The 12,292-nt window shown below is 55.2% G+C and carries 11 protein-coding genes; 5 read left to right on the forward strand and 6 right to left on the reverse strand.

What is annotated here, in order from left to right; all coding sequences use genetic code 11:
• Window positions 1-335: 335 nt before the first annotated feature.
• Both OK409_RS12715 and OK409_RS12720 read left to right on the forward strand, forming a co-directional pair.
• The gene (locus OK409_RS12715) at window positions 336-935 is read left to right on the forward strand and encodes a hypothetical protein (RefSeq protein ID WP_050679816.1); all 600 of its coding nucleotides are present in this window, start codon (window positions 336-338) and stop codon (window positions 933-935) included.
• Between the two features lie 275 nt (window positions 936-1,210).
• On the forward strand, window positions 1,211-3,601 hold the full coding sequence (locus OK409_RS12720; RefSeq protein WP_010252065.1) for a glucose/quinate/shikimate family membrane-bound PQQ-dependent dehydrogenase: 2,391 nt from the start codon (window positions 1,211-1,213) through the stop codon (window positions 3,599-3,601).
• Window positions 3,602-3,656: 55 nt separating this feature from the next.
• On the opposite strand, the gene OK409_RS12725 is transcribed toward OK409_RS12720, so the two are convergent.
• From OK409_RS12725 to OK409_RS12740, 4 genes are all read right to left on the reverse strand, one after another.
• Window positions 3,657-4,862 (reverse strand): MFS transporter, encoded by a 1,206-nt coding sequence (locus OK409_RS12725; RefSeq protein WP_010252067.1) that lies wholly within the window; start codon window positions 4,860-4,862, stop codon window positions 3,657-3,659.
• 110 nt (window positions 4,863-4,972) lie between these two features.
• On the reverse strand, window positions 4,973-5,869 hold the full coding sequence (locus OK409_RS12730; protein WP_061703550.1) for a LysR family transcriptional regulator: 897 nt from the start codon (window positions 5,867-5,869) through the stop codon (window positions 4,973-4,975).
• Between the two features lie 170 nt (window positions 5,870-6,039).
• Window positions 6,040-6,408, reverse strand: coding sequence for a helix-turn-helix domain-containing protein (locus OK409_RS12735; RefSeq protein WP_009092546.1), 369 nt, complete (start codon window positions 6,406-6,408; stop codon window positions 6,040-6,042).
• A 241-nt stretch (window positions 6,409-6,649) separates the two neighbouring features.
• Complete coding sequence (locus OK409_RS12740; protein ID WP_010252074.1) at window positions 6,650-6,916, reverse strand: hypothetical protein; 267 nt, start codon at window positions 6,914-6,916, stop codon at window positions 6,650-6,652.
• A gap of 671 nt (window positions 6,917-7,587) precedes the next feature.
• Here OK409_RS12740 and OK409_RS12745 point away from each other — a divergent pair.
• The 3 genes from OK409_RS12745 (at window position 7,588) to OK409_RS12755 (ending at window position 10,745) form a co-directional block, all read left to right on the forward strand.
• Window positions 7,588-8,247 carry a response regulator gene (locus OK409_RS12745; RefSeq protein ID WP_010252086.1) on the forward strand — a complete coding sequence of 220 codons (660 nt, stop codon included), beginning with the start codon at window positions 7,588-7,590 and terminating at the stop codon, window positions 8,245-8,247.
• Window positions 8,244-9,599 (forward strand): sensor histidine kinase, encoded by a 1,356-nt coding sequence (locus tag OK409_RS12750; protein ID WP_010252088.1) that lies wholly within the window; start codon window positions 8,244-8,246, stop codon window positions 9,597-9,599. The genes OK409_RS12745 and OK409_RS12750 overlap by 4 nt, the downstream gene beginning before the upstream one ends.
• 279 nt (window positions 9,600-9,878) lie before the next feature.
• Window positions 9,879-10,745, forward strand: a complete 867-nt coding sequence (locus tag OK409_RS12755) for a nucleoside-specific channel-forming protein Tsx (protein ID WP_064704963.1) — start codon at window positions 9,879-9,881, stop codon at window positions 10,743-10,745.
• A gap of 96 nt (window positions 10,746-10,841) precedes the next feature.
• Here OK409_RS12755 and yjdN read toward each other — a convergent pair whose 3' ends face one another.
• On the reverse strand, window positions 10,842-11,279 hold the full coding sequence (yjdN, locus tag OK409_RS12760; RefSeq protein ID WP_010252091.1) for a VOC family metalloprotein YjdN: 438 nt from the start codon (window positions 11,277-11,279) through the stop codon (window positions 10,842-10,844).
• A gap of 75 nt (window positions 11,280-11,354) precedes the next feature.
• Window positions 11,355-12,251 (reverse strand): LysR family transcriptional regulator, encoded by an 897-nt coding sequence (locus OK409_RS12765; RefSeq protein ID WP_031594163.1) that lies wholly within the window; start codon window positions 12,249-12,251, stop codon window positions 11,355-11,357.
• Between the last annotated feature and the right edge of the window lie 41 nt (window positions 12,252-12,292).

Raw genomic sequence — 12,292 nt, forward strand, 5'->3', positions numbered from 1 at the left:
GGCTTCACGATAGCAGACCGGATGCGAGCAGAAGGCCTGCGGCTCCAGCGCAGCCTCCCTGCGCGATAAGCAGCGTCCCTGTCCGGCCGAGGCGCGTCAGACCCCTCATGATTATTACCAGCCTATTGGTCCCGACTATTGAATATATTCCAGCACATCATCAGACGCCAAAGAAATTATCGTTTCTTTGCTAACAGGTTTATTTACTTTCTCAGGCAATAAAAGGATGATTTGGATTAAGCATGTGATCTATATTTATTCACGCGTTTAGAAAAATGCGACTTTTTATATGCTTAATTAACAACAAATCCTTTCTATTGAATTTCATAGAGATAATGAAAAACAGTTTATATAACCCCTATGTTACTGAACCAATCCATCACGTTAAGCGTAATGTCACTGGCATTTGCTATAGCGTGCCTTATCTTCAGCAAAACCAGGATAGCGGCAATATACTTAATACAAACAACATTATTTCATTACACAATCAAATTGCTACTGAAGCAGCATTAATGGTTGTTCCGGTGGAAGATATTCGATTACGGGGAATGATCGCGGTTCCGGATGCCTATACGCATTTACAAAATGCGCGTATCCGGATTGGAATTAATTATTCCAGTCTGGCAGCACACAGTACGTCACTGCTTGAATTAACAAAGAAATTTGATTTCTGGCTTTATGATTTTGCGCCACCGGGTGCAGACTGGCGACTACTGGAATCTTTTCCTTTTTCAGGAATTGTTTTAACCGAATCTTTCTTTAATGATAATTATGAGAAATTTACCTTTCCCTTTTTTATGGCGACGTTTCGTGAAAAAGGGGCAGAGGTAATCGTACGAAGTCATACGCCGCCCTTAACCGCTGAGCAGTTTGCTGAGATAAATATCAGCGGCTGGCAACAGCAACGCTCGGACGGCGATCTTATTAGCTGCTGATTCACAAATCCTGCCTTCCGGCGTTAAGGGCACACGGCGGTGCGCTTAACGTCCTTTAATCCCCCATAAAATGTCGTTTTATTCCAGTTGTTAAGCGGTTTAAGCCAAAAAAATCAAACCTCGATCTGATTTTGCTATAACATTTAACACAAAGGGATCGTCTGTCTTAACGGAAGAGATACTTCAGAACACCCTAATCATTTGTACTTGATAACTGGAAACAGCCTATCTGGTTGTTTTCGTGTGTTTTATGGCAACGAAACGAGGTCGATATTATGGGGAAAAACTCCTCATCTTTTGGCGTAATTCGTTTCCTGACGGTGCTGTTCGCAGTGCTGACGGGCGCGTTTATGCTGATTGGCGGTGGCTGGTTAGCCGCCATTGGTGGTTCCTGGTATTACGTTTTTGGCGGTGTGGTGATGCTTATCACCGCTTATCTGCTTTCCCGTCGTAAAAGCACTGCGCTCGTTCTCTATGCGCTGCTGCTGATCGGCACCCTGATCTGGGGTGTATGGGAAGTGGGCACCGACTTCTGGGCACTGGCACCACGCACCGATGTGCTGGTGATCTTCGGTGTCTGGCTGATCCTGCCGTTTGTTTATCGCAGCTTCAACGCGGGCAGCAAAGCCGCGCTGGGTACCATGGCTGTGGCGCTGATTGCCAGTGCCATTGTGCTGGCCTATGCGGTATTCAACGATCCGCAGGTCATCAACGGGTCAGTACCAGAAACCGCTGACAACGCCCCGCAGGCTGCGCCGCTGAGCAACATCCCGGACGCTGACTGGCCCGCTTATGCGCGCGATCAGCAGGGAACCCGTTTCTCTCCGCTGAAGCAGATTAATCATCAGAACGTGAAAGAGTTGCAGGTTGCCTGGCAGTTCCAGACTGGCGACATGAAAACCCCTAACGATCCGGGTGAAATTACCGACGAAGTCACGCCGATTAAAATCCGCGACACGCTTTATCTCTGTTCGCCACACCAGATCCTGTTTGCACTGGATGCGGCCACCGGTAAGCAGAAGTGGAAATTTGATCCGGGCATGAAGGTCAACCCGACCTTCCAGCACGTGACCTGTCGCGGTGTTTCTTACCACGAAGTGCCGGCAGCCGCCGATGCAGCGAACACTCAGCCTGCGCTGTGTTCACGTCGTATCTATCTGCCGGTCAACGATGGTCGTCTGTTTGCACTGGACGCAGAGACCGGCGAACGCTGCCCGGCATTTGGCGTCAACGGCGAGCTGGATCTGCAACACAAACAGCCTGTCACCACTGCGGGTCAGTATGAGCCGACCTCACCGCCGGTGATTACTAACACCACCATCGTGATGGCGGGTGCGGTTACCGATAACTACTCAACCCGCGAGCCGTCAGGCGTGATTCGTGGCTTTGATGTGAATACCGGCAAACTGCTGTGGGTATTTGATCCAGGCGCAAAAGATCCTAATGCCATTCCGGCTGATGAACACACCTTCACCATGAACTCTCCGAACTCATGGGCACCGGCAGTTTACGATCCGAAACTGGATACCGTTTACCTGCCGATGGGCGTGAGCACACCGGATATATGGGGCGGTAACCGCACACCAGAGCAGGAGCGTTATGCGAGCAGCGTGCTGGCCCTGAACGCCACCACCGGTAAGCTGGTCTGGTCTTATCAGACTGTGCATCACGATCTGTGGGATATGGATCTGCCGTCGCAGCCGACGCTGGCTGACATCACCGACAAAGATGGCAACACCGTACCGGTTGTCTACGCGCCAGCGAAAACCGGCAACATCTTTGTACTGGATCGCCGTACCGGCAAGCCAGTCGTGCCTGCGCCAGAAACGCCAGTGCCACAGGGTGCTGCTAAAGGCGATCACGTTGCCGCCACTCAGCCCTACTCTGAGCTGACCTTCCGTCCGAAACAGAATCTCACGGACAAGGATATGTGGGGCGCAACGATGTTTGACCAACTGGTGTGCCGCGTGATCTTCAAGCGCCTGCGCTATGAAGGTCCGTTCACCCCGCCATCTGAGCAGGGTACGCTGGTGTTCCCGGGTAACCTCGGTATGTTCGAATGGGGCGGCATCGCAGTTGATCCTCATCGTCAGATCGCGATTGCTAACCCAATGGCGCTGCCGTTTGTCTCTAAGCTGATTCCACGTGGCCCAGGCAACCCGATTGAGCCGCCGAAAGGCGCTGAAGGTGGTTCAGGTACCGAAACCGGTATTCAGCCTCAGTATGGCGTGCCGTATGGCGTCGAGCTGAACCCGTTCCTGTCACCGTTTGGTCTACCATGCAAACAGCCTGCCTGGGGTTACATCTCCGCGGTGGATCTGAAGACCAACAACGTGGTGTGGAAACAGCGTATCGGTACCGTTCGCGATAGCGCACCGGTTCCGCTGCCGTTCAAAATGGGTATGCCGATGCTGGGTGGTCCTATCACCACCGCAGGTAAGGTGTTCTTCATTGGTGCGACCGCAGATAACTACCTGCGTGCTTTCAGCACTGATACCGGCGAACTGTTATGGCAGGCACGTCTGCCAGCAGGCGGCCAGGCGACACCAATGACCTATGAAGTGGATGGCAAGCAGTACGTTGTCATCGCGGCAGGGGGTCACGGCTCGTTTGGTACCAGGCTGGGCGATTATGTCATTGCCTACGCGCTGCCAGACCAGAAGTAATTCACGCAGCTGTGAATAAACTAAGGCGGACTCCGGTCCGCCTTTTTTGATCGCACTACTTTTTCATGCCACGCCAGTTGAGCCAGGCGCAAAACAGCATCACCACGCAGGTTGCCAGAAACACCGGCCGCATCCCGAATGCACCGCCCACCAGCCCACCGAACAGCGGCCCGCTGACCTGGCCGATATATTGTGCCGATGTCGAATATCCCAGCATCCGCCCAACCTGTGAGCCCGGCACGTTATGACGAATAATCGCCGTGATGCACGGCATCAACCCGCCCAGCGCCATTCCCATCAGAAAACGCAGCAGCACCAGTTGCCAGGCCGCCGTGATAAATGCCTGGGGAATCAGCAGCAGCCCGCTAACGACTAAACCGCCGGTCAGCACCCGCCAGTGCCCTACCCGATCGGCCAGCCGACCCAGTCGTGGTGCCGCCAGGACCGTGCCCAGCGCCGCCGCGGACATCACCAGTCCGGCTATCAGGGTGATCTGGTGGTCGCCCTGCACAAACTCGCCTACGTAAAGCGTAATAATCGGCTCAATCGACATGCTGGCGAAGATCAGCAACATGCCAGAGAGCCACATCAGCCGTATCAGGCTGTGATTAACCGGCCCGGCTTCAGGATGCGGTTGCTGGCTGGCGCGCGATGTAGCGGGAGCACGTGGCTGCTCTTTGAGTAAAAAGGTGGTGGCGAGGAAGGCGAGAAAAATCACGGCACCGGTCAACCAGAAAGTCTGACGAATCCCGATCAGTGGCGGTAACACACCGCCCAGCAGCGGCCCGACCACGTTGCCGGCCATAATGCCGGAGGACAACACCCCCAGCGCCCAGCCGGTCTGCGCTTTCGGCGTTTGCGCCGCCACCAGAATGGTCGAGCCCGACGCGTAGCCGCCCAGCAGCCCCGCCAGCAGGCGCAGCGCCACCAGTTGCCACGGCGCGGTCGCCATGCCAATCAGCGACATCGCAATCGCCATCCCGAGACTGGCCCGAATCAGCATCAGCTTACGACCATAGCGGTCAGCCAGCCTGCCCCACAACGGCGCCGTCAGTGCGGCGCTGAAAAAGGTCGCGCCGTAGGCAAGGCCGGACCAGCGGGCGATAGCGGCAGGCTGCTCAACGCCGAGTTGCTGAACATAGAGCGGCAGGAACGGCAGCAGCAGCGTCATCGCCACGATAGTGGTAAAAGAGCCGACGACGCAGACCCCTAAGTTACGTCGCCAGTGCTGAAACTCTGCAGTTTCGGGTGACTGTTGCATGATGATATCCGGTGAGTAATCAGGGATACAGGCTAACCGGCGTAGCGGAGTAACAACAGTCGCGGCGGGATAGTTACTCTGTGGCGCTGATTGTTGTCAGCAGGCAACAATCAGCCTGTATTCAGCGCCGCAACCAGGGCATCGCACAGCAGCGTCACGGGCGACGCCGGTTCAGGCGTGTCGTGCAGCAGCAGATAACTTTGCAGACGATCCATCTGCCACTCCGGCAGCAGTTGCTGAATATCACCGCGCGCCATCGCCTCCTGGGCCATGTAGGAGGGCAGATAGGCGATGCCGCTCCCCGCCAGTGCCGCATTGAGCAGCGCCATACTGTTATTGGCGCGAAAACGGCTGCGTACATCCAGTGCCAGCCGCTGTTTATCACGGCGGAACGGCAGTGCGGCGGTGTGCGCCGGACCATGAAACAGCAGCAGGTCGTGGCGTGGCAGCATCTCAGGATGTGTGATAGCGGGCCGCTGCGCCAGGTAGGCGGGCGCGGCATAGAGCCCCCACTCGATTTCGCTCAGTACCCGAAAATTGCCCTGCTGTGGCGATCGGGATCGGATCACAATCGCCAGATCCGCCTGATCATCCAGCCGATCGTGACTGCGATCGGTCAGATCAAGATCGACATTGATATGCAGATGCCGACGCAGAAAGCGATTAAGGACAGGGACTACGCACTGGCAGCCGAACGTAACGGGTGCCTGCAGCCTGACATGGCCGACGGGCTGCTGATGCACCTGTTGCACAAAGGCTTCGGCGCGCTGCACTTCTGCCAGCATCCGCACACAGTAGGGATAGTACGCCTGGCCCAGCTCGGTCAGCGCCAGCCGCCGGGTGGTGCGTTGCAGCAGCCGGATACCGAGCCGCAGCTCCAGACGGGCGATCTCCCGGCTGACATGGGATTTGGACAAGCCGAGTGCGCGTGCCGCCTCACTGAAACTCTGTAATTCCACAACCCGTGCAAATACCAACATGGCGGTTAAATTCGCGCCGTTTTCCATGTTTCCCGACTCCGACAGTAAAGGGATGCTGGCAACAAACTAACACGTCCGGGCGGGGTCACTGTGGCTGATGGGCAAAAAAAGGCGAGGCGAAAAACAAGTGGAGAGAAGCGCAAAGCGCGGGCCGACCTTCCCGTCCGCAGGCTGTGACGGGAAGGTCTTATCAGGCATCAGCTGGCCATCGCCAGAGGGAATAGCAGCCGATCCGGCTCGACGCGACGCTGACGGCGCAACTGGCCAGGCGTCACCATAAAGTAGTTTTTAAACGTGCGGGTATAGGCCTGCTGGGTATCAAAGCCATAGTTCATCGCCACCTGCAGTATCGCTTCGTTGCTGCTCAGCAACGTGAGCGCAGACTCGGTTAAACGGCGCTGACGGATATATTCTGCCAGTGAAAAGCCGGTATGCTGGCGAAACAGCCGTTGCAGATGCCAGCGCGAATAGCCCGAGCGGCGCGCCACCTCATCCAGATGCAGATCGTGTCCTAAGTTGTTCTCAATCCAGTCCAGCAAACTCCGAATAAACTCGCGCTGATTCATGGTTCCTCCTGTTGATGCTGATGTGCAGTGGAGCCACTCTACCCGCTAAAATTTATCCCTTAATTAGCAGAAAATTAGCGCAGAATTAGCAACGGCGGAAACGGAGGCGGAATCGCGCGGCCAGCGGGGCTTTAGTGTGAAAGCTCGTGAAGAGATTGCTGCTGAAAAAAGGCAGAAGATAAAAAACGCTGAGTCAGACAAATTTATTTCTGCATCATAAGTGACGGGGCATTCAGCCCTGTCAGGCGTCAACATGTTTGAGATATCGCTGATATTCCTGAGCCAGAAAATCAACGCCTTCCTTTCGGGTGACATAATCAACATCAATTGAGGTTATGGATGTTACATCAGGCTGATCAGGATAAAGATGCAGGTAGGTCAGATACCAGTACATAACAGCCTGACCGCCTACAGTAATAACCGGTGACGGAAGTTGTCCGGCATTATCAATAAGATAACGGTTGAGTTTAAGGATCTGTTCTTCTGGAGGAATAGCGTGCAATGTCATAAAAAAAGCCCACCTGTATGATGAGCTTATTTTACTACCTGGCTGATTTCAGCACGGCGTGACATCAGAAAAATGCGAGGCTGCGTCCACTTTTTGCAGGCACAATACCCTGAGGACGTTTTTCAAGCACGCGGCCCGGAGCCTGACCATTTCGGACGGCTTCAACACGCTCCTGATACTCGCGCTGATGTCTGATTTTTGCTTCCTGGGCTGACATACTATTCACCGCTGAAATGTCTGGCATTACTCTGTTGCTCAAATATACGTCACCCCATTTACGCTTGCAATCGCTGGCATCTCAATGGATATGGATGGGGACATCAGGCCACCTGACTCCTCCATAAAATACCGGTGACGGCGGTCCGCGAAATAATTCGTGCTGTGGCAAGGCGGCAACTGCGTGAGTCCCCAGGAGCTGACATCAGTCAGTGACTGGGATGAGCAAAAGCAGCCAACGCCGCCACAGTGCGAAGTATGACGGCAGAAGTCCGCCAAAATAATCCGTGCTGTGGCAAGGCGGCAAATGCGCGAGTCCCCAGGAGCTGACATCAGTCAGTGACTGGGGTGAGCAAAAGCAGCCAACGCCGCTACAGCGCGAAGTATGACGGCGGATAATTCTGGCCTAACAATTGGTGAGTAAACTCCCCTCATCTTTCTGAAGGAGATCAGCCATGCGCGTGTTACTGGTTGAAGATGATGAAATGATCGGCGCGAACCTGCAGCAGGCACTGGAGGGCGCGGGCTGGTCGGTGGACTGGGTGCGTGATGGCATCTATGCCCAGAATGCCTGGAGCGAAGGCGGCTACAGCTGCGTGCTGCTCGATCTCGGCTTACCGCGCGATGATGGCCTGCAGGTACTGCGCCGGGCGCGCGGGCGCGGCGACGCCACGCCGGTGCTGATTCTTACCGCACGCGACACGGTAGCGCAGCGGATTCAGGGACTCGACAGCGGCGCTGACGACTACCTGCTTAAACCATTCGATTTACAGGAAGTCATGGCCCGGATGCGCGCGATTACCCGACGCAGCCACGGCGCAGCAGACTCGGTGCTGGGCAGCGGCGATGTGCAGCTGGATATGATGACCCGCGAAGTGCTCTACAAAGGACAGCGCGAGCAGCTTACGGCGCGCGAATATGCCCTGCTCTACGCCCTGCTGGAGCGGCCAGGCGCTATTCTGTCGCGCGAGCAGCTGGAAAATCGCATCTATGGCTGGGGCGATGAAGTCAGCAGCAACGCGGTGGATGTTCTGATCCACGGGATGCGCCGCAAGCTGGATAACGACGTGATCCGCAATGTGCGCGGACTGGGCTGGCGGGTACCGGCAATATGAAACCCTTCACCTTTATGCGTTCATTACGCAACAAATTACTCTCTACGCTGCTGATTATTCATCTGCTGATGATCGGCGGCGTCACCTGGTATTTCTTCAGCTGCTACGGCGATATGGTCGGCACCATGAAGGACGATCAGCTGGCAAAAATCGCTGATGCCTGGTCCACTAATAAACAGATGCCCGCCCTGATGCCGATGCTTATTGCGCCTGACAAGGCGAAGAGCGCCTTTGTGGTGCAACTGTGGGACGATCGGGGTCAGTTACGGGCCAGCTCATGGCCGGAGCTGCAGGCTCCGCTGCAAAATCAACGGGGCTATCGCGACGTGCATGTGGGTCAGTGCGATGACTGCGAATGGCGCATCTATACCCGGCCCGGCTTACCTGGCAGCGAGATCAAAACCATCCAGGTGATGCACAACCTCAGCTACATGAAGGCATTGATGGTCAAGCGGGCGCTGTCAGCGATCATTCCGTTGATCCTGATGATGCCGCTTTCACTGCTGGTGATCTGGCTGGTGGTGCGCAAGATCACCCGGGATCTGCAGGTCGCTTCGCGTCAGATTGCCGCGCAGGAGACGCACCATCCGCACAATGTCTCACCCGAAGGCTTGCCGGATGAGATCCTGCCGCTGGTGGCCGCCTACAACTCGCTGCTGAGTAAGCTGCGTGAGGCCTGGTCGTCGCAGCGTCAATTCCTGGAAGATGCGGCGCATGAGCTGCGCACGCCGGTAACGGCGGTGACCTTGCAGCTGGAAAATCTGCGTCAGCACATCCAGCCAGGCGAAGCGAGCCGACAGTTCAGCCAGCTGGAAGCGGGCGTCACACGCACCCGTCATCTGGTCACGCAGTTACTCAATGTCTCGCGTCAGGATGACCAGAGCGTGGTCGCCAGCGTCGAGCATATCGAACTGGACGATCTGCTGAAAGAGAGCATTGAGCAGCTGATGGTGGTGGCAGATAAACGCGGCATCGATATCGGCTTTAATGGCTCCACGCAGTATCGTCTGCAGGCCAGCCGTTCCGAGCTGCGCAGCCTGTTCGATAACCTGATTGGTAACGCCATGTTGCACACGCCGGAGGGCAGCCTGGTCGATGTGCTGCTGCATCGGGTCGCAGGTAAAACAGTGGTCGATATTGTCGATAACGGGCCAGGCATGCCGGAATCCTTTATCGAACGCGCCTTTGACCGTTTTACCCGTTCACCTGACGTTAAAGCCCAGGGCAGCGGACTGGGATTATCCATTGTGCGCAACGTCGCACAGAAGCATCAGATTCACGTCGCCCTTTCCAATTGCCTGACGCCACAGGGTGCCATTTGTGGTTTGCAGGTTCGCGTCACCCTTCCCTGATCCCGCCCGTTTGATCACGAACCAGACAACGTAAACGGTTGCCTGGTTCCGTTCGATCCTGGTCATTATTGTGAAGCGCATCACATTTTAGCTGAATTGTAATGCAACACTTTTTGACAAACGTGAGCAAAATCTATTTTCTATCGATCTGTTACAGGCACGCTACGCGGGCTGAAGAACTGGCTGTTATTTGCTGTGAAACCCTCATTCCCATCAAGGGACCGATTTCTCTCTGACTGCGTCTGCTGTGCGGCGGTCAAAAGCATGTGGCTGATAATAATGAAATTTAAAACGTTGATAGCAGGTGCCGTGCTGGCATGTTCATTGAGTGGCGCTGCGCAGGCCGCTGAAAGCGATCCGCAGTATGTCTCCGACTGGTGGCATCAGAGTGTTAACGTGGTAGGCAGCTACCACACCCGTTTCGGACCGCAGTTTAACAACGACGTTTATCTGGAATATGAAGCGTTTGCGAAGAAGGACTGGTTCGATTTTTATGGCTACCTCGACCTGACCAACTTCTTCGGCGCAGGCAACAGCAACGCCAACGGCATTTTTGATCACGGTTCACCGATGTTTATGGAGATTGAGCCGCGCTTCTCTATCGACAAACTGACCGGCACCAGCCTGGCCTTTGGTCCGTTCAAAGAGTGGTATTTCGCTAACAACTACATCTACGACATGGGCCGCAACAGCGATAGCCGCCAGAACACCTGGTATATGGGTCTGGGCACCGATATCGATACGCACAGCGATGTCGGCCTGTCGCTGAACGTCTACGCCAAATATCAGTGGGAAAACTACGGTGCGGCGAATGAAAACAGCTGGGATGGCTATCGCTTCAAGGTGAAATACTTCGTGCCAATCACCACGCTGTGGGGCGGTAATCTGGGCTATGTGGGCTTCACCAACTTCGACTGGGGTTCCGATCTCCGCGATAAAGGCGGTTCAGCACGCACCAGCAACTCCATCGCCTCCAGCCATATTCTGTCACTGGGTTACGATCACTGGCACTTCTCTGCGGTGGCGCGTTACTTCCACAACGGCGGACAGTGGGCGGATGGACAGGAACAGAATTTCGGCAATGGGCCGTTTGAAGTGAAATCGACTGGCTGGGGTTACTACCTGGTGGCGGGTTATAACTTCTGATTACATGCGGCGGCCTGAATAGCGCCGCCGCGCATTAATCCGGGCAGTTGCCATTAATTAATACGGCGCCGCAAATTGCGACGCCGGCTGGCCCGATTATTCCTGCGGCTTCTCGACATTGATGCGCCACGGAATGTTGAACTTATCAATGAACATCGCGAATCCGTTCGACCAGAACGTCTCCTGCCACTCAGTTGTCACCTTGCCGCCTGCCGACAGTTTCTCAAACCAGGCTTTACCCTTTTCGACATCGGTAGTTGAGAGACTGACCGCGTAACCAGCATGCTCAGACGCTGGCGGCTGATCGGTGTTGCCATCGCTCAGCATCAGCTCACCGTCACCAATACGCAGCTGGGCATGCATGATCTTTTCTGGCGGCTGCGGCGCGGCAGACTGATCGCCGACCTGCTCACCCTGATCCGGCATATCACCGAATTTCATTTTAGAGAGCAACTCTCCCCCGGTCGCCTGCAGGTAAAAGTCGATAGCCTCTTCGCAACGGCCATAGAGAAACAGATAAGGACTGACTTGCATCGTAACCTCTATATTTGTCGGGTGGATTTTTTTCAGTACCTTAACAGTGTAGACGATCGACTTTACTTACTGATTTTACTGGCAATAACGGCGAAAGAGTTGTGCCATATAACTGCTCATTGGGGTCAGCGTCGTGTCTTTGCGCTGGATCAGATAGAAAATCGCTTTCGGCAGGGGTTCGTCGAGCATCAGCGCCACCAGCGACCGACCCAGAATCGGGTCGTCAATGACGTCGACCGACAGAATACTGATGAAATCGCTTTGCGCCACCAGGCTGGTGCAGGCCATAAAAGTTTCACAGGTCACCACGATTTTCGGGGCCATGCCGCGCTCGCCAAACAGATCGTGCAACAAGCGGTAGTAACTGCCTTTGGGCGTTGGCATCGTCCAGTCCGCCTGCTGTAACTCCGCCAGAGAACGCGCCTTTTCCAGCGGATGGCCTTTGCGCACCACCACCTTGTACTCGCGCTCCATCATCCGCTCATACATCAGCTCCTGATCGAGATGGCTCTGATCGTAGGTATTAATGGTGAAATCGAGCGCGCCCTGGCGCAGTTCATGCACCATCGACACCAGCTGGCCTTCGACGATGCGCACCTTCACCAGCGGGTATTCGCGATGAAACTGGTTAATCACCTGCGGCATAATGGTGCGCGCCACGCTGCCACCGACGCCGATATTCACCTGACCGCCACCCAGTCCCAGCCGCTGCTGAATATCCTCTTCGGCGACCCGCAGCTCTGCCAGCACCAGGCTGGCATGCCGAAAAAAGTTATCACCGATATCGGTTAACACCACGCCCTGCTGACGGCGGATAAACAGCTTTGCCCCCAGCTCGCGCTCCAGTTCCTGAATCGCTTTGGTTAACGCCGGTTGTGACAGCCCGGAAAGACGGCTTGCCGCCCGGATACTGCCCTGTCGCGCCACGTCAACGAAGGCGCGCAGCTGATGGAGCTTGAGATTGGCAGACATAATTTTGCGATAACCGTTGTTTATCAGTCACAAGATATTCG

The sequence above is a fragment of the Pantoea sp. RG18 genome (genome assembly GCF_025910075.1).
GTDB lineage: Bacteria > Pseudomonadota > Gammaproteobacteria > Enterobacterales > Enterobacteriaceae > Pantoea > Pantoea agglomerans.